This window comes from Streptomyces bikiniensis (assembly GCF_000716625.1).
Lineage (GTDB): Bacteria > Actinomycetota > Actinomycetes > Streptomycetales > Streptomycetaceae > Streptomyces > Streptomyces bikiniensis.
Genome location: NZ_JNXJ01000008.1, coordinates 70,140 through 88,330, shown reverse-complemented (window position 1 = coordinate 88,330; position 18,191 = coordinate 70,140). Strand labels below are relative to the sequence as shown.

The following is an 18,191-nucleotide window of genomic DNA, read 5'->3' as shown; positions in this document are numbered from 1 at the left end:
GTAACCCCGGGTGGTGCGGGGAGTTGTGCTCACCGTGGAAGAGACCATGGGAGTCACGGAGGCCGCGCGGGTCCCCGAGCAGCGGAGCGAGCAGCTGCTTGACAGCGCCGTGCGGTACGCGGAAGAGCGGCACTGGGACGTGTTCCCGGGGACCTGGCTGGAAGCCGCCGAAGGCAGGGAGCGCTGCTCCTGCGGCGCGGACGACTGCGCGCTGCCGGGTGCCCACGCGTCCCGGCCCGACTGGTCGACCCAGGCGACCGGCAGCGGGGTCGGCGCCCGCCGGATGTGGTCGAAGCAGCCGAAGTCCTCGATCCTGCTGCCGACCGGACGCACCTTCGACGCGATCGAGGTCTCCGAGTCGGCGGGCTTCCTCGCGCTCGCCCGCATGGAGCGGATGGAGCTGACGCTCGGCCCGGTGACCTGCTCCCCGGAGCGCCGGATGTACTTCTTCGTGCTGCCGGGCGCCGCGACCAAGGTCCCGGAGCTCGTCCGCAAGCTGGGCTGGATCCCGTCCTCCCTCGACCTCGTCACGCGCGGCGAGGGGCACTACGTGGCGGCCCCGCCGACCCGGATCGGCGGCCGGGGCGCCGTGCAGTGGGCCCGCCGCCCCACCCCGGCGAACCGCTGGCTCCCCGACGCGGAGGAGCTGATCAGCGCCCTCGCGTACGCGTGCGGGCGCGAGGCGGCGGACGCGAGGGCGTCCCGCGCCTCCTGACCCCGGGCCCCCGCAGGCCCCGTGGCCCCGTGGCCCCGTGGGTTCCATGGGTTCCATGGGTTCCATGAGCCCCACGGGCCCCGCCGTAGGGTGGGGCCCGTCATGACGGGGACGACCGAGGGGCTGACGGAGCATGCCTGACCAGGCATCAGGAGGAGCGTTCGAGAAGGCGGGCACGGCACCGGGGGACGGTGCCGCGCCCGCCGTGCGGGTCGAAGGGCTGTGGAAGCGCTTCGGGCAGCAGATCGCGGTGGACGGGATCGATCTCGTGCTGCCCGCGGGCAGGTTCATCGGGCTCGTCGGGCCCAACGGAGCGGGCAAGACCACCACGCTCTCCATGATCACCGGCCTGTTGCGGCCCGACCACGGGCGCATCCTGGTCGCCGGGGACGACGTGTGGGCCGACCCCGAGTCGGTCGCCCGGGTCAAGTCCCGCATCGGCGTCCTGCCGGAGGGCCTGCGGCTCTTCGAGCGCCTTTCGGGCCGCGAACTCCTCGCGTACAGCGGCCGGTTGCGCGGCCTGCCGGGCGACGAGGTCGACAAGCGCGCCGCGCAACTCCTCGACGTGCTCGGCCTGACGGACTCGCAGCACAAGCTGGTCGTGGACTACTCGACCGGCATGCGGAAGAAGATCGGCCTGGCGGCGGCGCTCCTGCACAACCCCGAGGTCCTCTTCCTCGACGAGCCGTTCGAGGGCGTGGACCCGGTCTCCGCGCAGACCATCCGGGGCGTTCTGGAGCGGTACACCGCCTCCGGCGCGACCGTCGTCTTCTCCAGCCACGTCATGGAACTGGTCGAATCGCTCTGCGACTGGGTCGCCGTCATGGCGGCGGGCCGGATCCGGGCCCAGGGCCCGCTGGCCGAGGTCCGCGGCGACGCGCCCTCGCTCCAGGCGGCGTTCCTGGAACTGGTGGGCGCGAACGAGCGCGCGGCGGCGGGGGATTCGCTGGACTGGCTGGGCGGTACGGGCTCCGCCGGGAACGGTACGGGTTCGGGTGCCGGCGGCGGGGCGCAGTGATGAGTGCCGTCACCTCCTCCCCCGCGCCCGCCTCCGCGCCCGCCTCCGCTCCCGCCCCCTCCCTCACCTCCGTCTTCGTACGGCTCAAGCTGTCGCTGCTGCGCAACGGGCTGCGCCAGTCGGGCGGGCGGACCGCCGCGTACGTCGTCTCCGCCGTCTTCGGCGTCCTCTTCGCGGCGGGGATGTTCCTCGCCTTCGTCCTCCTCAGGGGCCACGAGAGCGCCGGCACCGCCGCGATCCTCCTCACCGGCGTGGTCGCGCTCGCGTGGGCGGTGATGCCGCTGTTCGTGCCGAGCGGCGACGAGACCCTCGACCCGTCGCGGCTCGTGATGCTGCCGCTGCTCCCCGCCCCGCTGGTCCGGGCGCTGCTCGTGGCCTCGCTCGTGGGCGTCGGCCCCGTGCTGACGCTGCTCCTGGCGTTCGGCGCGGCGCTGTCCGTGGCGCACGGCGCCGCCGCGGCGTGCGTCGCCGTGCTCGCCGTCCCGCTGGTGACGGTCACGTGCGTGGCGCTCTCGCGGGCCGTGGCCGCCGCCAACATCCGGCTGCTCACCTCCCGCAAGGGCCGGGACCTGGCGCTGCTCAGCGGTCTGGTCATCGCGGTCGGCATGCAGGTCGTGAACTTCGCCGCCCAGCGGCTCAGCGAGCCGGGCGGGATGGACGCGGTCGAGCCGGCGGCGGCCGTCGTCGGCTGGCTGCCGCCCGCCGCCGCGATCGGCGCGGTGGACGCGGCGGGCGAGGGCGCGTACGCGGTGGCGGCGGCCCGGCTGCTGCTCACGGCGGCGGCGCTCGCCGGGCTCGTGCACTGGTGGCGGCGGAGCCTCGTGCGCCTGATGGTCGAGCCGGACGGCTCCACGATCGGCGCGGCCCCGGACCCGGCCGCCCGCGGGAAGGACGGCACGGGGTTCCTCGGCCGGTTCCTGCCGGACGGGCGGACGGGCGCGGTCATGGAGCGCAGCCTGCGGTACATGTGGCGGGACCCGAAGACGAAGGCGGCGTGGGTGACCTCGCTCGCCATCGGCCTGATCGTGCCGCTGTTCAACGCGCTCCAGGGCGCGGGCTCGATCTACTGGGCGTGTTTCGCCTCCGGCATGCTCGGCATGCTGATGTACAACCAGTTCGGGCAGGACACGTCGGCGTTCTGGATGGTCGCGCAGACCCTCTCGACCCCGGCCGACGCGTACGCCGAGCTGCGGGCGCGGGCGTACGCGCTGCTCGCCGTCACGCTGCCGTTCACGGTCCTCGTGACGGCCCTGACGTGCGCCGTCCTGGGCGACTGGGGGCGCCTCCCGGAGGGGCTCGGCCTGGCGTTCGGGCTGCTCGGCGCGATGCTGGGGACGGGCGCGGTGGCCTCGGCCCTCTTCCCGTACTCGATCCCGCAGGACAGCGGGTACAAGAACGTGGTCCCGGGGCAGGCGGGCCTGGCCTGGATCTCGATCTTCGGCGGCATGCTGGTGGCGGCGCTGCTGTGCGCCCCGCTGATCGGCGCGGTGATCTACTTCCGCGTCGCCGACCACCACTCCCTCCTCTGGCTCCTCTTCCCGGCCGGGACCCTCTACGGCGCGCTCCTGGTGTGGGCGGGCCTCCGGCTGGCGGCCCCGCGCACGGCGAACCGGCTGCCGGAGATCCTGGCGGCGGTGAGCAAGGGGTGACGGTCCGGGTCCGGTCGGGGCGGGGTGATCCCGCCCCGACCGGACCCGCCCCGGGCCTCACGGGCGTCGTCTCACTGCCTTCGCGTCGCCTCGTGGAGCCTCTTGGCCACGGTGTGGAAGACCGGCAAGTTCGGGATCGCGGACACCGGGACGTCCATCGCGAGGAGCCGCCGCCCGTCCTCCTTGACGTGGAAGCGGCCGTTCACCACCCGCAGTTCGGCCACGCGCCCCCACGGGAGGGACCGCCCCTTGTGCTCCACCCCGTGCAGGCCGAGGGCGATCGTGTTGAATTCGAGCCTCTGCCCGTGCGCCACCTCCTCCAGGACGCGGCCGAGCTGGGCGTCGGCCACCGCCCGCACGACGGCCGGGCCCCACTGCTCGGGCTCGGTGAACTCCGCCCCCTTCACACGGGTGACGATGCCCGCGTAGCGGGAGGACCCGATCCTGCCGCTGTCCCCGATGGTGCAGGCCACGCCGTCCGTGCCGATCAGCGTGTAGACGTGGCTGGAGACGGTGACGCCGTTCTTCCGCGAGTGGAGCACGTCCTGGTGGACCCGGACGGTGTCCCAGTCGAAGGTGTGGACGCTCCCCCCGCCGAGGGTCACCACCGCGCCGCGCTCGTGGAGGTCGAGCCGCGCGCCCTTGCCGCGCCGGGCCAGCTTGACCCGGTCGACCAGCATCCACGTGTATCCCGCGTAGCCGATCGCGAAGGCCAGCACCGGCAGCGGTCCCGTCCCTGCGACGAGCAGCGCGACCAGCAGGGGCGTGCCGCCGCCGAAGAGGAGGACGCCGCCCACCACGTACCCGGTCCACGGCGGGCGCCTGGCCCCGTAGGTGGCCCGCAGCGCGCCGAGCCCCGGCGCCGTGCCTGATTCGGTCATGTCGTCCTCCCCTGGACCCCTTCGTCGCCGCGGCGGTGCGGTGCGGTGCGGTGGGTACCGGACGCCGCACGCGGGTACCGCTCGCCTCCATCCCACAGCCCGGCGATGAAATCGCGCTGCAAGGCCCTTGAACCATCGGTCTTGCGGTGCGGGGAGGTTCAGTGGCCGCCCAGGCCCGGCAGGCAGGTGCCGTCCATCGTGCGGCCGGCGACCTCGGCGGTGGCGTTGCCCCGGGAGTCGACGTTCCCGTTGACGCAGACCTTGCCGCGGCCGCCGCCGACGACGACGTCCTTGAGGACCTTGCCGGGTGTGCCCGCGCGGTACTCGACGTCGGCCGGTTCGAGGCCGAGGGCGGCGGCGGCCGCCGCGCGGACCTCGACCTCCCCGACCGGCTTCCCCGCCAGGCCCTTCAGGGCCTCGGCGAGCGCGTCCGCCTTGGTCCGGGCCCCGGCTCGCTCCTCCTCGCCGATCTCCATCTCCTTCCGGTAGGCGTGGTTCTCGGCGTACTTCCGGGCGGGGTCCTGCGAGATGCACGGCACCGAGGGGTCGATCGGCGGCTCCCCGGGGCCCGGGCAGTACCGCATGCCGCCGCCGGGGGTGCCGGAGGCGTTCGCGCGCGGGTCCTCGGAGGGCTCGGCGCAGCCGGCGACGAGGACGGAGGCGAGGACGGCGAACAGCAGCGTGCCCGCGGCGGTGCGGGAGGAGGGACGTCGGGTCATGTCCCTCATCCTGCGGGCCGGTCGCGCGGGTTCCGTACGGTACGGGGAAGACGTGACCGATCCGTAGCGACGGGCGATCGGGGTCCGAGAGGAGTCCGAGGAGTCCGAGGGGGGCGAGGGGGGCCGAGGGGGGTCGAAGGGGGTCCGAGGGCGGGGCGAGGGGGCCGAGGGGGGCCGACCCGCCGATACTCGCTTGCGGGCCCCCGCCGCACCCGGCAACGTCGCGTCGGCCCGCACCCCACGGAGGAAGAGAAGATGACCGCGCAGCCCCGCCCCGTCGACCACGAACTCGTCCGGGCGGCGGAGCACGTCGCCCGCACGCGCTGCCGGGGCGACAACCACACCGTGGCGGCCGCGGCCCGCGCCGCCGACGGCCGGATCGTCACCGCCGTGAACGCCTACCACTTCACCGGCGGCCCCTGCGCCGAGCTGGTCCTCATCGGCACGGCGGCCGCCCAGGGCGCCTACGAGCTGGAGACGATCGTCGCCGTGGGCGACCGCGACCGGGGGGTCGTCCCGCCGTGCGGCCGGTGCCGCCAGGCCCTCCTCGACTACTTCCCGTCCCTCGGGGTCGTCGTCGGCCGGGGCGACCGCCTCCGGACCGTTCCCGTCGCCGACCTGCTGCCCGAGGCCTACGTCTGGGCGGACCACCAGCTCGACGCCGGCTAGATGCTGGCCGATCCCGGCCCGCCGGACACGCCCCGGGTGTTCTGTCCCGGGAGGTCGTGGACGGGTGGGCCGGGTCTCGGCCGAGGGATCTCGAAGCGCCCGACGTCGCCGGGGATCCTGGTCAGGATCCCGGTCGGGGACCTCGGTCGGGGATCTCGGTGATGACGGTCGGCCACGCCCTCGACGTCCCGGTCTCCGAGATCCCCGGCCTCGTCACCCGCGATCAGCTCCGCGTCTCCTCGTGGCGTCCGACAGCGGCCGCACCGGGTACGAGGAGCAGCTTGCCGGTGGTGCGCCGGGCCTCCAGATCGCCGTGGGCCCGGGCGGCCTCGGACAACGCGTAGCGGCCCGTCACGGTGACTTCGAGCGCCTTGGAGCGCACCCACTCGAACACGTCGGCGGCCCGTCGGAGCAGTTCGGACCGATCGGCGATGAAGTCCCCGAGGCTGGGCCGGATCAGGGTCAGCGAACCGCCGTGGGCGAGCCGTCTGCGGCCCGGCCGCCCTTCACGCGGGGCGCGGCGACGGGCTCACCGTACGGCGGACTTCACGAGCTGGTGCAGCAACTTCGGCTCCACGAAGGGATCTTCGGGTGTCGGGCGCGACCTCCAGTCCAGCGGCCACGTCGTCCCGTGCAGCGCCGGGATCCCCACGTACGCCTCGCTCCTGCCGTTCCCGCTCAGCGCCCGCACCGGCGCCGGCCACGCGTACTCGGCGGCGGTGCGGGGCGGCAGCAGGAAGTACAGGTTCCGCTCCCCCGTCGCCTCCCGGACGATCGGGCCCGCCTGGAAGTCCGTGAACGCCATCAGGCGGTACGCCACGTCCTCCCCGAGGAATCCCCCGATCCGTACGGCGTCGAAGTGCACGCCCGCGTGACGGAGGGCGTGTCCGGTTGCGGGAACCCAAGTGGGCGCGCTGTCAAGGGGCTTGCGCAGATTCATGCGGCCAGCTTCCCGGTCGTGGTCTCCTGTGACCAGCGACACAGTCCGGTTGTGCCGGACTGTGCACTCGGGAGGTCGGGTGTGAACAACGAGAAGAAGAAGGCTCCGGGAGCCTCGAAGGCCTTCGGCGTACTCCTGCGCTTCCATCGCGAACGCGCGCGCGTCTCGCAGGAGGCGCTGGGCCTGAAGACCGGTTATTCCAAGTCCCAGGTGGCGATGATCGAGCGCGGGGAGCGCCGGGCGAAGGGGAACTTCGTCGGCATCGCGGACGAACTGACGGGTGCACAGGGTGCACTTCTGGCGGTGGCGGAGGAGGTGACGGCCAGCGGTGTCGCGGCGTGGTTCGAGGACTACTTGTGGGAGGAGGCCAGGGCGGCGGGCATCCACAAGTACGACAACCACCTGATCCCCGGCCTGCTCCAGAACGAGGACTACTCGCGGGCCGTGTTCGCTTCGGAGCGCCCGCCGCTGGAGAGCGACGAAATAGAGGCAGGCGTCACGGCGCGGCTGGAACGGCAGCAGGTGTTCTTCCGCAAGCCTTCACCGCTGATCACCTTCGTGCTGGAGAAGGCCGCCCTCACCAAGCCACTCGGCGGCAAGGACGTGCTCCGCAAGAACCTGCTGCACATCCTCGACATGGCCGAGTTGCCCAACGTCGAGATCCAGCTGATGCCGGAAGACCGGGAGACCCACGCAGGACTGAACGGCCCCTTCACCCTCCTGGAGACCGAAGGACGCCGAGAACAACTCGTCTATGTCGAAGGGCAGGGCGGAAGGTACTTTCTGAGCGAGCAGCCGGACGTGGGAGACGTCTTCGCCCGCTACAGCACTCTGCGGGCGCAGGCCTTCCCTCCGGAGGAATCCGTACGACGCATCGAACAGGCGGCACGAGAGCTATGAGCACCGATCTCCACTGGATCAAGTCCTCCTACAGCAGCGAGCAAGGCGGCGCCTGCGTCGAGGTCGCCGTCACCTGGGTGAAGTCCTCGTACAGCGGCGGCCAGGGCGGCGACTGCGTCGAGGTCGCCACCTGCGCGCACACCGTCCACGTACGTGACTCCAAGGACACCGGTCTCCCCTCCTTCGAGGTCTCCCCGGCCGCCTGGGCCGCGTTCGTCTCGGGCGTGTGACGGCGTACGGGGGCCCCGCCCGTTTCCGGGCGGGGCCCTCCGTCATGTCGGGCGGTTCACCGCTCGGCGCCGTGCTCCCGGGCCCGGCGGATGAGCGCGTCCACGTCGTGGACAAGACGGCGGTGCGGCAGTTCTCGGGGATGGTGGGCGTGGCCACGGGGCCGCCTCCTCGCGCCAGTGGTCGCCGATGACCGTGCACGCAGAAGCTCGACCGAACGTGAGGTCAAGCGCGGGGCGGCCGGTCCGTTCCCGGGTCCGGGATCAGGTCGTCCAGGGCCCGGTCCAGGGCCGCGAGCAACCGGGCCTGTTCCCCGGGGCTGTACAGCATGCGCAGGGCCAGGCCGTCGGAGAGGGCGATGACGGCGTCGGCGACGGGCACCGCGCCGGTCGCGTACCCGGTGGACTCCAGCCAGGCGGCCAGGGCGTGGCGGATGTCCCGGTCGATCCGCCGCCGGATCTCGGCGAGGCGGGGGTGGTGGGCCGCGTGGACGGCGAAGGCGAGCTGCGCGACGGCCTCGGCGCGCCGCTCGGCGTCCACGGGGAGCGTGGTCAGGACCAGGTCGCGCAGGGCCCGGCGCGGCGGGAGCGCGGTGTCCACGCCGGCCATCCGGCGCTCGACGCGCTCGCCGGCCAGCTCGGCGGCGAAGGCGAGCATCTCCTCCTTGGTGCGGAAGTACTTCTGGACGGCGCCGGAGGAACAGCCCGCCGCGGCCGCCACGGTGCGCACGCTGACCTCGTCGAGGCCGCGCTCGGCGACCAGCCGGAGCAGGGCCGTACCGACCCGGCGGCGCTGCTCGTCCCTGTCGACGGTCCTGGGCATCGGCGGCACTCCCTCTTTGAGATACAGTCGTATTCTAACCTGCCGTCAGGTGAGGTGGCGCACGGAACCCGAAGGAGACGACTGGTGGACGACCGACGCGAACCCCCCGCCGTACCTTCCGCACCCGCCGTACGGGTGTCGGACCGCGAACGCGACCGGACGCTCGGCGTGCTGGCGGCGGCGCTGGCCGAGGGGCGACTCGACCCGCACGAGCACGGGATACGCGCGGGGCGCGCCCTGGAGGCGCGCACGGCCGGTGAACTCGCCGCGCTGACGTACGACTTGCCCGTGCCCGCGCCGTCCCGCGCGGAGCGGGACCGCAAGGACCTCCGGGAGTGGCTGGCCGAGTGGCGCTACTGGCTGGGCGGGGCGGTGATCATGTCCGGCATCTGGGGCGCGGACTGCGCGCGGAGGGGGGAGCTGACCTCCTACTGGCCGGTCACGCCGCTGGCGGTGTGGGCGGCCGTGCTGATCGCCCTCGCCGTCTGGCCGCGCGACGGGGAGGACGGCGACGGGTCCTAGGGTCTGTTTCGTAAGCGGCGATGGTCGACTGCTGCTCGACGTTTCAGTTGCATTGATGCTCAGGAAGGTCACGGCCTCTGAGCCGTGCCGCGAGCCAAAGCGGCCAGTCGTTCCGCGTCCGGAGTGTCGGGATCGGCCGACCAGAGCACGAGCTGCTGCTCCGGGGCGCCGGCGTAGCGGAAGGTGTCCCAGTCGAGGGTGAGTTCGCCGACGGTGGAGTGCGCGATGCGTTTGCTGCCGAAGTCCTGGTGTGCGACGCGGTGCTCGGCCCACCAGGCCCGGAAGTGCTGGTCGGCGACTGCCAGTTCGCCCACGAGGGCGGTGAGGGCCGGGTCGGCCGGGTTCGTTCCGGCCTCCATCCGCAGGACCTCGACACAGGTGCGGGCCACGTCCTCCCAATCCGGGTAGATGTCGCGCATCACCGGGTCGGTGAAGACCATGCGGACGTAGTTGCGCTCGGGCTCGGACACGGCCGCGAAGTCGCACAGCAGCTCCGCCGCCAGCGGGTTCCACGCGAGGATGTCGAGGCGCGGGCCGAAGACGATGGCGGGTGTGCCGGTGAGCTGGGCGAGCAGCCGGATCAGGTGCGGGTGCGCTTCGGGGCGGACGGACCGGCGCGGTGTCTTGCGGTGTCCGGCCCGCGCGGCCTGGGCGACCAGACCTTCCACGTACGTCCTCTGGTCGGCGTCCAGTCGCAGCTCCCGCGCGAGGGAGTCGAGCACCGGCGGTGACGGTGCCAGTCGGCCCTGTTCGATGCGTACGTAGTAGTCGGTGCTGATCGCGGCGAGCTCGGCCACCTCCTCGCGGCGCAGTCCTCGCACGCGGCGCTGGGTGTGCGCGCGCTCGGGGAGCCCCACCTGTGCGGGTGTGAGTTCGCCACGGCGGTGCTTGAGGAACTCGCCGAGCTCGCGAAGATGGGCGGAACCAGTCATTCCTTCAGCATGGCACCGGGGAGAAGGCTCTGCCTGGGAAGGATCCTTCCTAGGAAGCGACGCGACCTTCCTGCGCCGGGTTGCCGGCCGGAGAGTGGATACAGGCCCGCAGATCGCCGGCCACACGATCCCGCAGGAGCAGCACATGAGGACTGATGTCCGCTTCCCGACCAACGGCCTGCAGCTCGCCGGCCACCTCTACCTCCCCGACGGCGTCGACGGTCCGCTCGCCGCCATCGTCGTCGGCCATCCCACGACCGGAGTCAAGGAGCAGGCGCCGGCGGCGTACGCGACGCGCCTGGTCAAGGAGGGATTCGCCGTTTTGACCTTCGACGCCGCCTTCCAGGGCGAGTCCGAGGGCATGCCCCGGGGCCTGGAGGACCCCTTCCAGCGTGCCGAGGACTTCCGTGCGGCGGTCTCCTACCTCACCACCCGCCCCGAGATCGACCCCGAGCGCATCGGTGTGATGGGTGTGTGCGGCTCCGGAGCCTACGTGCCCTACGCCGCCCAGACCGACCACCGCATGAAGGCGGTGGCCGGCGTGTCCGGGACCGACGTCCCCAGCTTCTTCCGCGGCGCCGACCCCGAGGGCTGGCAGCAGATGGTGGCCAGCTCCGGGAACCTCCGCAGCGCCGAGGCCGCCGGCGAGCCCGCGGCGACGTTCGCCGTGCTGCCGGAGAAGGCTGATGCCGACACCCCCGCCCCGACGGCCGAATTCGTCGACTACTACAAGACGCCCCGCGGCCATCACCCTCGTTCCACGGGCGACATGGTCGTGCGCAGCGCCGACCTCCTCGACCAGTTCGACTCCTTCGCCGACGTCGCCAAGATCGCCCCCCGCCCGCTGCTCATGATCGCCGGAACCGAGGCGGTGACCCGCGGGTTCTCCGAGAAGGCCGTCGCCGACAGCCCCGGCAACGCCGAACTGTTCCTCGTCGACGGCGCCACCCACGTCGACCTGTACGACCGCGACGAGTACGTGACCCCTGCCGTCGCCAGGCTGATCGAGTTCTTCGGCAAGCACCTCGCCTGATTCGGCGAGCCCGTGCGGGCAAGAGACCCATGAACCTTGATCATTCACAACTCGGATCCACTTTCGATACACGGCCTAGCGGGCCCAGGGCGGCGCGAGGGTGGTGCCGTCGGGGAGTTCGGCGGTGAGGCCGGTACGGGTGGTGACCCACATGTGGGCGGGGCGGTCGGTCGTGTTGGCGACCGCCAGGCGGGAGCCCGCCGGGGCCACCGCCGCGTCACCGGCGGCGAGTTCGGCGCTCTCGCCGTCGACGGTGAGGCACAGGCGGCCGGACAGGACGTAGAACGCCTCCTCGCGGCTGATCACATGGGCCGGGCCGGACGTGCCGGCGGGGACCTCGCCGCGCCAGGCGGCCAGGTCCCGGCCGCCCGTGTCCGTACGGACGTAGGAGACGAAGCGGACGCCGTGGATCTCGTGCACGACGGCGTCGTCGGCGCGGATGAAGGGCATGGTGAGCTCCTTTGGACAAGCGGCTTGTCCATAAAGACAAGCAACTTGTCGAGTTATAGTCAAGGGCATGGACGACGCCCTGGCCTTCTCCTCGCTCGTGCTGGCCCTCTCCGGCCACCTGGTGCAGGAGATCCACACCCGCGTGGCCCGGGAGGGGTTCGAGGACCTGCGGCCCGCGCACGGCTTCGCCTTCGCCCGGATCTCCCGGGGCGACGCCACCACCGCCGACCTGGCCGCGCACCTGGGGGTGACCAAGCAGGCCGCCGCCCAGCTCGTCGAGGAACTGGTCCGCAAGGGGTACGTGGAGCGGCGCCCGCACCCCCGCGACGCCCGCGCCAAGCTCCTGGCCCTGACCGGCTCCGGGCTCGCCGCCACGCGGGCCGCCGACCGGGCGGCCCGGGAGGCCGTCGCACCCTGGCGGGAGGCACTGGGCGAGGAGCGCTTCGGCGCCCTCGTCACGGACCTCGCCCGACTCACCCCACCGGGGCCGATCCGGCCCGCCTGGTGAACCGGGCGGACCGGGCGGCATCATGATCGCCATGGACACCACGAGCACCGACTGGATCACCGTCGCGGCCTACGAGAACCTCGGCCGCCTCCACCCGATGGCCGCCGTCCGCGCTTGACTGCGTGACCGGGGCGTCGACTGGATGCCGTTCGCTCCGGACGAAGTCCGTTGGGACCTGTCCTGCGGCCTCGGCCCTGACGGCCACTGGAAAGGCTGGTTCACCGTCCGGGTCCACCCCGACGCACTACGACGGCTCGGGCTGCATCCCGACCAGCCGACCGCCAGGGCCACGAACCCGTCGCCACCCCGCTGGTGGCACGCCGCCGCCGAGCGCAACGCCCACTGACACCTCGGAAGACCACTTCTGAAACGGGCCCTGGGCTCGCGCCATGGCGGACGGCGTCCGGCTTCACGCCCGAACGGCGAACCGCGCTCGACCGTCGTGGGCGAGGAGAGCGGCGCGACCCTCCACCTGGCCGGCGGTGTCTTCCGGTGCGACGGCAGGAGGTGGTGGAACTCGGAGGACTTCCTCGACCACCACGAGGAGGAGGATCACGACCCGCTGGTGAACTCCTGCTTCGAGGACCGTCCGTTTCCCCGCGCCTTCGGGTGCGAACTCACCCCCGAGTCGGTCGCCCGGTCGGCGGCCGACGAGGACGAGCGGTTCGGGGACGTGAGGGCGGAGGCGCGGAAGCGGCCGGCCCGCGCGCACTGAGCCCGCCGATCCCGTCTTCTGCCGGGCCCTACGGGGTCAGCACGCCGTTCAGGAAGGGCTCCACGGCCTCGTGCCAGGCGGTCGGGTGTTCGTAGTGGAGGAGGTGGCCGGCGTCGGGGATCTCCGCGTACTCCCCGTGGGGGAGGACCCGGACCATCTCCTGGGCCTCCGCGCGGCCCAGTTCGCCGTCCAGGCCCCGGAGGACGAGGGTCGGGCAGCGGACCTGGGCGAGCGAGTCCCAGTGGGCGTCGTGGACCCAGGTCTCGCGGGAGGTCAGCATCTGCTCCGGGTCGAACACCGGGCGCCAGCCGTCCGCGTGCTCGGTCATCACCTCGGCGAAGAAGGCGCCCCTGGCCGGGTTCGGGGTCTCCACCCAGGGGTCCTCGGCGCCGAACCAGCGGTGCACGGCCTCCAGGGACGGGAAGGGCGTCGGCCAGGTCCGGAACCAGTCCTGCCAGGCGCGCTGCGAGGCCGCGCCGAGCGCGGAGGCCCGCATGTCGCAGATGACGAGGGCGCGGACCAGGTCCGGGCGCTCGGCGGCGAGCTGCCAGGCCGTCAGGGCGCCCATGGAGTGGCCGATCAGGGTCACGGGGCCGAGGCCGAGCTGCTCGACCACGGCGGCCGCGTCCGCCACGTACGCCTCGCGCGTGAAGGGTCCCGCGGCGGGCTTCTCGCTGCTGCCGTGGCCGCGCTGGTCGAGGGCGACCAGCCGGTGCCCGCCGGTGAGGCGGCTCGCGGCCCGGGCCCAGTGACCGGCGTGGCCCATCAGCCCGTGGAGCAGCAACACGCCGGGGGCGGGGGCCCGGTGGACCTCCGGCGCGGGGCGGCCGGCCGGGCGAGGGACGGCGCCCCGGGCGGGGCCGGGCTGCGGGAGGATGCCGGGGAGGGCGACGGTGCCGCCGCCCCCGGGCGCTTGAGCGGTGACGCTCCGGCCGGGGGCGTCCCAGCCCGTGGTGCCGTCGCCCGTGGGCCCGGGCGTGTGGTCCCAGGCCGTCAGCCGGACGCCGTCGGCCCCGGTGACGTCGAGTCGTCGCGCCATGTCTCCGGCACCCCCTCTTTTCCGTCGGACCTCGCCAGAGTATCGAACTCGCATTCGAAAATGCTCTTCTGCCACCCAACACCCCTCGTTCGAGTGACAGGCCTCAAGGATTGACGCCCGTGACCGAGGGGAGATCTTGAGCGGGAGGCGGACCGCTCGGGGAAAAACGGTCCGAGGGGAACGACCTTGAGAGCTCGGGGCTCCAGGTCGTGACCGGGGAGGACAGGCCCCGGCGCCCTAGGGCGCCGGGGCCCTCTGTCGTCAGTGGCGTCGTTCACGGCCCTCACGGCCCCACCCCCTCCACGCCCGGGCTCGTACCAGCGTGGCACGCCGGAGGGGCGGGCGGGGCCATTCCGACGTAAACCGGGTCGCACGGCGGCCCGTTGCCCGGGAGCGCCCGCACCGGTACGGATCCGTGCCCCGCTTCCGTACAACCCGATCGTCCGTTCGTCGGTCCACGGACCGTGCTCTCACATCAGGTACTCGCCAAGGCGGACGAATCCGCGGTCCTCGAACCCGACCGGCTCGTCGTCACGACGGTCAGCCGGCGCAAGGAAATCCCCCTCGCCGTCGTCCGGGAGGTCCACCGGGAGAACGACACCACGCTCAGGGTCACCCTGACCGACGGGGCGGACCACTGGATCCACGGCGGCAACGCGACCGCCACCACCCTGTTCCACGACGCCCTCACCGCCGCCCTGCCCGAGGAACGCGACCCGGCCGGCAGCGCCCTCGTCACCGTCGAGGACGAGCACGGGGTGCGGACGTGGTGGCTGTTCGCCGGAGGCGCGGCCTTCGCCGGCCTCTACGTCGCCTACGTCTGGTGGACCGCCGTCGCCCACGGCGGCAACACGGCCTTCATCTCCTTCTTCGCGGCGCTCGGGACGCTCATCGGTCTCGGCAGCGTGCTCGGAGCCGCCGCCACCATCGCCGACCGGGTGGTGCTCGCCCGGCGCGGCGTCACCGTCGTCGCCACCGCGAAGTACTTCCCGAACGGAAAGAAGTCGGACTACTACCAGTTCACCGACACCCACGGCAACGAGTACTCCCAGGAGGCGCGCAACCGCCCGACGCAGCACATCCACGTCGTCTACGACCCGCGGCATCCGAGCCGCCACGCGCCCCGGGCCCCGCTCGTCGTCGTGGTCCTGAAGAACGGCTTCGGCATGCTCGGCGCGCTCGCCCTGCTCGCGCTCGGCCTGTGGGGCGTCCTCGCCCCGTACCTCTGAGCGCCGGGTGGTGACCGGGGCCGGGCAGCGGTGAGGGGCGCCCGACCGGCGGACGCCCCTCACCTCCGTACGACGGAACCTCAGCGCTTCGCGACGAAGACGTGCGCCGCGACCTCCGGGTCCAGCTCGGCGGCCTCGCCGCTGCTGCCCACCAGGACGCCGCCCGCGGACTCCGAGACGGAGACCACGGAGCCGGGCTGCACGCCCGCGCGCCGCAGGGTGTACATCAGCTGGGCGTCCGTCTGGATCGGCTCGCCGATCCGGCGCACGACCACCGTCTTGCCGCCGCTCGCGTCCAGGTCCGCCAGGGAGACCATCGAGTCGTCCAGGAAGGCCTCGGCCTCCGCCTTCTCGCCCAGCTCCTCCAGGCCCGGGATCGGGTTCCCGTACGGCGACTCCGTCGGGTGCCGCAGCAGCTCCAGGACCCGCCGCTCCACGGCCTCGCTCATGACGTGCTCCCAGCGGCACGCCTCGGCGTGGACCTGCTCCCACTCCAGGCCGATCACGTCGACCAGCAGACACTCCGCGAGGCGGTGCTTGCGCATCACGCGGGTGGCGAGGCGGCGCCCCTCGTCGGTGAGCTCCAGATGGCGGTCGCTCGCCACGGCCACCAGGCCGTCGCGCTCCATCCGGGCCACCGTCTGGCTCACCGTCGGCCCGCTCTGGTCGAGCCGCTCGGCGATCCGGGCGCGCATGGGGACCACGCCTTCCTCCTCAAGTTCGAGGATGGTGCGGAGATACATCTCCGTGGTGTCGATCAGTCCGGACATACGTGCCCCTCGATGAGTCGTGCGCTGGCCCTGGCACCAATTCTGACGCATCGGGCGGACAACCGGGCCTCGCCGGGGTGAGGGGGCCCCGGAGGCGGTATTGACAGAGCAATGGTCCAGACCGCACCGTGATCGGCGACCACGACGAGAAGGAGCCGCCGCGATGGGCGAGAGCAAGCTGGCCGGACAGTTCTTCGACGCCGCGATCGGCCTGCTCCAGGAGGTGCGCGACGGTGACTCCGCCGAGATCGCCGCCGCCGGAGAGGCCATCGCCGAGGCCGTCGCGAACGGCAACCGGCTCTTCGCGTTCGGCGCGGGCCACTCCTCCCTCGCCGCGCAGGACGTCGTCTACCGGGCCGGCGGCCTGGCCCTCATGAACCTGCTCGCCGTCCCCGGCGTCGTCGGCGTCGACGTCATGCCGGCCACGCTCGGCTCCGCCCTGGAGCGGGTCGACGGCCTCGCGGGCGCGGTCCTCGACTCCTCCCCCGCCAGGGCCGGGGACGTCCTGATCGTCATCTCCCTCTCCGGGCGCAACGCCCTGCCCGTCGAGATGGCCATGAACGCCCGCGCGCTCGGCCTCACCGTCATCGGGGTCACCTCGGTGGCGTACGCGACGGAGACGAAGTCCCGGCACGTCTCGGGGACGTACCTCAAGGACCACTGCGACGTCGTCCTCGACTCCCGGATCGCCGTCGGGGACGCCGAGCTGACCCACGAGGGCATCGAGGCCCCCTTCGCGCCCGCGTCCACCGTCGTCACCAGCGCCCTCATGCAGGCCATGATGGCCGCCGCCGCCGAGGAGCTCGTCCGGCGCGGCATCGAGCCGCCGCTGCTGCGCTCGGGGAACGTGGACGGCGGGCACGAGTGGAACGGGCGCGTGATGACGGAGTACGGGGACCGGATCTTCTACCGGCGCTGACGGCCCCGCCCGCCCGGCGCGCCGCGATCCGCCCGCCCGGCGCCGACGGCCCCGCCCGGCGCGCCGCGATCCGCCCGGCGCGCCGCGACCGGCCCGCCGCGCCCCTCAGCGCAGGTCCAGGAGCTCCGTCACGCGGGTGAAGCCGTCCGCGCCGTGGCCCCGGTCCACGGCGCGGCGGGCCAGGGCGGCCGTGGCGCGCATGACGCTCGCGTCGAGCCCGTGGCCCTCGGCGGCGTGCACGACGTGCTCCATGGTCGACAGGCCCGAGGTGACCGGGTTGCCCTCGCCCGAGTACGTACGGGTGTCCACGTCCTCCGCCCACTCCTGGAACAGCGGCGGCAGGATCGCCCCGATGCCCTGCGCGAACGGCGCGAGCTCCCGGGCCGTCACCCCCTCCGCGCGGGCGAGCGCGAGGGCGTGGACGTACCCCGACATCGCCGTCCAGAAGAGGTCGAGCAGCGCGAGGTCGTACGCGGCGGCCCGCCCGACGTCCTCGCCCAGGTGCGAGTGGGAGCCGCCCAGCGCGTCGAGCACCGGCCGGTGCTCTGCGTAGAGCGGTTCGGGGCCGCTGTGGAGGAACACGCCCCCGGGCGTGCCGATGCTCGGGGTCGGGGTCATGATGGCGCCGTCCAGGTACCCGATGCCGTGCTCCTCCGCCCAGCGGCCGGTGTCGCGCGCCCGCTCCGGGGTGTCGGCGCTCAGGTTCGCCACCGTCCGGCCCTTGAGCGCGGCCGTGACCTCCGGGCGGCGCAGCACGGAGTCGGTGGCGTCGTAGTTGACCAGGCAGACCACCGTCAGACCGCTCGTGGCGACCGCCTCCTCGGCGCTCGCGGCGAGGACCGCGCCCCGCTCGACCAGGTCGCCCTCCCGGCCGGGGGTCCTGTTCCAGACGGTGGTCCGCACTCCGGCGGCCAGGAACGCGCCGGCCAGGGCCCGGCCCATCGGCCCGAGGCCGAGGACGGTGACGGAGAGGGGGGCGGGGCGCCGATCGGGGTTCGGCTGCGGGGAAGAAGGCATGGCTGTGGTTCCTTTGTCATGAAGTGAATACGTGACCGAGCGAGGAGAGGGGCGCGCATGACGAGCCGCCGGGGCCAGGACACGGACGTCTGCGGTGTCACCGCGGCGATCTCCGTGATCGACGGCAAGTGGAAGACGGCGCTGCTGTGGATGCTGGAGTCCGGGCCGCACCGGCCCGGTGAACTGCGCCGCAAGCTCCCCGGGCTCAGCGAGAAGGTGCTGACGCAGGCGCTGCGGGAGATGGCGGAGGACGGCCTCGTGCACCGCGAGGCACACGACGTCCTGCCGCCGAAGACCGTCTACTCGCTGACGGGCCCCGGGCGCGAACTGTCCGAACTGCTCGGCCCCCTGTCGGACTGGGGCCACCGGCGCCTGGACCGGCTCGCGGAGGCGCGGACCGCTTCCTGAGGCCCTGTCGCTCCCCTCTCCTCGGGCCCGGCACCAGGTTCTCCCGGGGCGCCGGGGAGCGACAAGTACCCACAAAAAAGTGGGTGTAGGGCGTTGCCCCGGACGCGG

23 protein-coding genes and 1 pseudogene are annotated in these 18,191 nt (G+C 73.1%); 14 read left to right on the top strand and 10 right to left on the bottom strand.

Annotation, left to right across the window (positions count from 1 at the left end):
- The first annotated feature begins 46 nt into the window (after positions 1–46).
- The 3 genes from OO47_RS07870 to OO47_RS07860 all read left to right on the top strand — a co-directional run bounded on the left by OO47_RS07870 (position 47) and on the right by OO47_RS07860 (position 3,382).
- A complete protein-coding gene (locus OO47_RS07870) occupies positions 47–715 on the top strand; it encodes a bifunctional DNA primase/polymerase (protein ID WP_078489526.1) in 669 nt (222 codons plus the stop codon).
- A 133-nt stretch (positions 716–848) separates the two neighbouring features.
- Positions 849–1,733: an ABC transporter ATP-binding protein gene (locus OO47_RS07865; RefSeq protein WP_030208708.1), complete on the top strand. Its 885-nt coding sequence runs from the start codon at positions 849–851 to the stop codon at positions 1,731–1,733.
- The gene (locus OO47_RS07860) at positions 1,733–3,382 is read left to right on the top strand and encodes a hypothetical protein (protein ID WP_030208706.1); all 1,650 of its coding nucleotides are present in this window, start codon (positions 1,733–1,735) and stop codon (positions 3,380–3,382) included. Before OO47_RS07865 ends, OO47_RS07860 begins: the two co-directional genes overlap by 1 nt.
- A 71-nt stretch (positions 3,383–3,453) precedes the next feature.
- On the opposite strand, the gene OO47_RS07855 is transcribed toward OO47_RS07860, so the two are convergent.
- Entirely contained in the window at positions 3,454–4,263 is an 810-nt protein-coding gene (locus OO47_RS07855; RefSeq protein ID WP_033208400.1) for a DUF6585 family protein, read from the bottom strand.
- Between the two features lie 158 nt (positions 4,264–4,421).
- The gene (locus OO47_RS07850; RefSeq protein ID WP_030208705.1) at positions 4,422–4,982 is read right to left on the bottom strand and encodes a hypothetical protein; all 561 of its coding nucleotides are present in this window, start codon (positions 4,980–4,982) and stop codon (positions 4,422–4,424) included.
- A gap of 255 nt (positions 4,983–5,237) precedes the next feature.
- Between OO47_RS07850 and OO47_RS07845 the strand changes: the two genes are divergently transcribed.
- Positions 5,238–5,651 (top strand): cytidine/deoxycytidylate deaminase family protein, encoded by a 414-nt coding sequence (locus OO47_RS07845; protein WP_030208701.1) that lies wholly within the window; start codon positions 5,238–5,240, stop codon positions 5,649–5,651.
- A 223-nt stretch (positions 5,652–5,874) separates the two neighbouring features.
- On the opposite strand, the pseudogene OO47_RS38725 reads toward OO47_RS07845, so the two are convergent.
- Both OO47_RS38725 and OO47_RS07840 read right to left on the bottom strand, forming a co-directional pair.
- Positions 5,875–6,138, bottom strand: a pseudogene (locus OO47_RS38725) (zinc-binding dehydrogenase); the annotation flags it as partial.
- A gap of 42 nt (positions 6,139–6,180) precedes the next feature.
- The gene (locus OO47_RS07840; RefSeq protein WP_030208699.1) at positions 6,181–6,591 is read right to left on the bottom strand and encodes a hypothetical protein; all 411 of its coding nucleotides are present in this window, start codon (positions 6,589–6,591) and stop codon (positions 6,181–6,183) included.
- An 81-nt stretch (positions 6,592–6,672) separates the two neighbouring features.
- Between OO47_RS07840 and OO47_RS07835 the strand changes: the two genes are divergently transcribed.
- Entirely contained in the window at positions 6,673–7,491 is an 819-nt protein-coding gene (locus tag OO47_RS07835) for a helix-turn-helix domain-containing protein (protein WP_030208698.1), read from the top strand.
- A complete protein-coding gene (locus OO47_RS07830) occupies positions 7,488–7,721 on the top strand; it encodes a DUF397 domain-containing protein (RefSeq protein ID WP_030208696.1) in 234 nt (77 codons plus the stop codon). Before OO47_RS07835 ends, OO47_RS07830 begins: the two co-directional genes overlap by 4 nt.
- A gap of 223 nt (positions 7,722–7,944) precedes the next feature.
- Here the strand turns inward: OO47_RS07830 and OO47_RS07825 are convergent, their stop codons facing one another.
- Entirely contained in the window at positions 7,945–8,541 is a 597-nt protein-coding gene (locus tag OO47_RS07825) for a TetR/AcrR family transcriptional regulator (protein ID WP_030208694.1), read from the bottom strand.
- Positions 8,542–8,625: 84 nt separating this feature from the next.
- On the opposite strand from OO47_RS07825, the gene OO47_RS07820 reads away from it, so the two are divergent.
- Entirely contained in the window at positions 8,626–9,063 is a 438-nt protein-coding gene (locus OO47_RS07820; protein ID WP_234323102.1) for a DUF1707 SHOCT-like domain-containing protein, read from the top strand.
- 68 nt (positions 9,064–9,131) lie between these two features.
- Here OO47_RS07820 and OO47_RS07815 read toward each other — a convergent pair whose 3' ends face one another.
- Positions 9,132–9,995 (bottom strand): helix-turn-helix domain-containing protein, encoded by an 864-nt coding sequence (locus tag OO47_RS07815; protein WP_030208692.1) that lies wholly within the window; start codon positions 9,993–9,995, stop codon positions 9,132–9,134.
- A gap of 145 nt (positions 9,996–10,140) precedes the next feature.
- On the opposite strand from OO47_RS07815, the gene OO47_RS07810 reads away from it, so the two are divergent.
- Positions 10,141–11,028: an alpha/beta hydrolase gene (locus OO47_RS07810; protein WP_030208689.1), complete on the top strand. Its 888-nt coding sequence runs from the start codon at positions 10,141–10,143 to the stop codon at positions 11,026–11,028.
- Between the two features lie 75 nt (positions 11,029–11,103).
- Here the strand turns inward: OO47_RS07810 and OO47_RS07805 are convergent, their stop codons facing one another.
- On the bottom strand, positions 11,104–11,478 hold the full coding sequence (locus OO47_RS07805) for a cupin domain-containing protein (protein ID WP_030208686.1): 375 nt from the start codon (positions 11,476–11,478) through the stop codon (positions 11,104–11,106).
- Between the two features lie 67 nt (positions 11,479–11,545).
- Here OO47_RS07805 and OO47_RS07800 point away from each other — a divergent pair, with 67 nt between their 5' ends.
- From OO47_RS07800 to OO47_RS07795, 3 genes are all read left to right on the top strand, one after another.
- Entirely contained in the window at positions 11,546–11,986 is a 441-nt protein-coding gene (locus tag OO47_RS07800) for a MarR family winged helix-turn-helix transcriptional regulator (protein ID WP_030208683.1), read from the top strand.
- Positions 11,987–12,128: 142 nt separating this feature from the next.
- Complete coding sequence (locus OO47_RS34770; protein WP_078489525.1) at positions 12,129–12,332, top strand: hypothetical protein; 204 nt, start codon at positions 12,129–12,131, stop codon at positions 12,330–12,332.
- Between the two features lie 96 nt (positions 12,333–12,428).
- Positions 12,429–12,701 carry a hypothetical protein gene (locus OO47_RS07795; RefSeq protein WP_030208680.1) on the top strand — a complete coding sequence of 91 codons (273 nt, stop codon included), beginning with the start codon at positions 12,429–12,431 and terminating at the stop codon, positions 12,699–12,701.
- Positions 12,702–12,729: 28 nt separating this feature from the next.
- Here OO47_RS07795 and OO47_RS07790 read toward each other — a convergent pair whose 3' ends face one another.
- Positions 12,730–13,740, bottom strand: a complete 1,011-nt coding sequence (locus OO47_RS07790; RefSeq protein WP_030208677.1) for an alpha/beta fold hydrolase — start codon at positions 13,738–13,740, stop codon at positions 12,730–12,732.
- 464 nt (positions 13,741–14,204) lie between these two features.
- On the opposite strand from OO47_RS07790, the gene OO47_RS07785 reads away from it, so the two are divergent.
- A complete protein-coding gene (locus tag OO47_RS07785; protein WP_030208667.1) occupies positions 14,205–14,969 on the top strand; it encodes a DUF3592 domain-containing protein in 765 nt (254 codons plus the stop codon).
- Positions 14,970–15,049: 80 nt separating this feature from the next.
- On the opposite strand, the gene OO47_RS07780 is transcribed toward OO47_RS07785, so the two are convergent.
- Positions 15,050–15,739, bottom strand: coding sequence for a metal-dependent transcriptional regulator (locus OO47_RS07780; RefSeq protein ID WP_030208665.1), 690 nt, complete (start codon positions 15,737–15,739; stop codon positions 15,050–15,052).
- Positions 15,740–15,902: 163 nt separating this feature from the next.
- On the opposite strand from OO47_RS07780, the gene OO47_RS07775 reads away from it, so the two are divergent.
- Positions 15,903–16,658 (top strand): SIS domain-containing protein, encoded by a 756-nt coding sequence (locus OO47_RS07775; RefSeq protein WP_030208657.1) that lies wholly within the window; start codon positions 15,903–15,905, stop codon positions 16,656–16,658.
- 105 nt (positions 16,659–16,763) lie between these two features.
- Here OO47_RS07775 and OO47_RS07770 read toward each other — a convergent pair whose 3' ends face one another.
- The gene (locus tag OO47_RS07770; RefSeq protein ID WP_030208654.1) at positions 16,764–17,675 is read right to left on the bottom strand and encodes an NAD(P)-dependent oxidoreductase; all 912 of its coding nucleotides are present in this window, start codon (positions 17,673–17,675) and stop codon (positions 16,764–16,766) included.
- A gap of 57 nt (positions 17,676–17,732) precedes the next feature.
- On the opposite strand from OO47_RS07770, the gene OO47_RS07765 reads away from it, so the two are divergent.
- Positions 17,733–18,083, top strand: coding sequence for a winged helix-turn-helix transcriptional regulator (locus OO47_RS07765; RefSeq protein WP_030208653.1), 351 nt, complete (start codon positions 17,733–17,735; stop codon positions 18,081–18,083).
- The last annotated feature ends 108 nt before the right edge of the window (positions 18,084–18,191 follow it).

Excerpts from the sequence above, each read along its gene's own strand:
- OO47_RS07830 (WP_030208696.1), top strand. The coding sequence starts at position 7,488 with ATGAGCACCGATCTCCACTGGATCAAGTCCTCCTACAGCAGCGAGCAA.
- OO47_RS07850 (WP_030208705.1), bottom strand. The coding sequence starts at position 4,982 with ATGACCCGACGTCCCTCCTCCCGCACCGCCGCGGGCACGCTGCTGTTC.
- OO47_RS07865 (WP_030208708.1), top strand. The coding sequence starts at position 849 with ATGCCTGACCAGGCATCAGGAGGAGCGTTCGAGAAGGCGGGCACGGCA.
- OO47_RS07840 (WP_030208699.1), bottom strand. The coding sequence starts at position 6,591 with ATGAATCTGCGCAAGCCCCTTGACAGCGCGCCCACTTGGGTTCCCGCA.
- OO47_RS07845 (WP_030208701.1), top strand. The coding sequence starts at position 5,238 with ATGACCGCGCAGCCCCGCCCCGTCGACCACGAACTCGTCCGGGCGGCG.
- OO47_RS07770 (WP_030208654.1), bottom strand. The coding sequence starts at position 17,675 with ATGCCTTCTTCCCCGCAGCCGAACCCCGATCGGCGCCCCGCCCCCCTC.
- OO47_RS07860 (WP_030208706.1), top strand. The coding sequence starts at position 1,733 with ATGAGTGCCGTCACCTCCTCCCCCGCGCCCGCCTCCGCGCCCGCCTCC.
- OO47_RS07780 (WP_030208665.1), bottom strand. The coding sequence starts at position 15,739 with ATGTCCGGACTGATCGACACCACGGAGATGTATCTCCGCACCATCCTC.
- OO47_RS07775 (WP_030208657.1), top strand. The coding sequence starts at position 15,903 with ATGGGCGAGAGCAAGCTGGCCGGACAGTTCTTCGACGCCGCGATCGGC.
- OO47_RS07870 (WP_078489526.1), top strand. The coding sequence starts at position 47 with ATGGGAGTCACGGAGGCCGCGCGGGTCCCCGAGCAGCGGAGCGAGCAG.
- OO47_RS07810 (WP_030208689.1), top strand. The coding sequence starts at position 10,141 with ATGAGGACTGATGTCCGCTTCCCGACCAACGGCCTGCAGCTCGCCGGC.
- OO47_RS07825 (WP_030208694.1), bottom strand. The coding sequence starts at position 8,541 with ATGCCCAGGACCGTCGACAGGGACGAGCAGCGCCGCCGGGTCGGTACG.
- OO47_RS34770 (WP_078489525.1), top strand. The coding sequence starts at position 12,129 with ATGCCGTTCGCTCCGGACGAAGTCCGTTGGGACCTGTCCTGCGGCCTC.
- OO47_RS07765 (WP_030208653.1), top strand. The coding sequence starts at position 17,733 with ATGACGAGCCGCCGGGGCCAGGACACGGACGTCTGCGGTGTCACCGCG.
- OO47_RS07805 (WP_030208686.1), bottom strand. The coding sequence starts at position 11,478 with ATGCCCTTCATCCGCGCCGACGACGCCGTCGTGCACGAGATCCACGGC.
- OO47_RS07800 (WP_030208683.1), top strand. The coding sequence starts at position 11,546 with ATGGACGACGCCCTGGCCTTCTCCTCGCTCGTGCTGGCCCTCTCCGGC.
- OO47_RS07790 (WP_030208677.1), bottom strand. The coding sequence starts at position 13,740 with ATGGCGCGACGACTCGACGTCACCGGGGCCGACGGCGTCCGGCTGACG.
- OO47_RS07815 (WP_030208692.1), bottom strand. The coding sequence starts at position 9,995 with ATGACTGGTTCCGCCCATCTTCGCGAGCTCGGCGAGTTCCTCAAGCAC.
- OO47_RS07855 (WP_033208400.1), bottom strand. The coding sequence starts at position 4,263 with ATGACCGAATCAGGCACGGCGCCGGGGCTCGGCGCGCTGCGGGCCACC.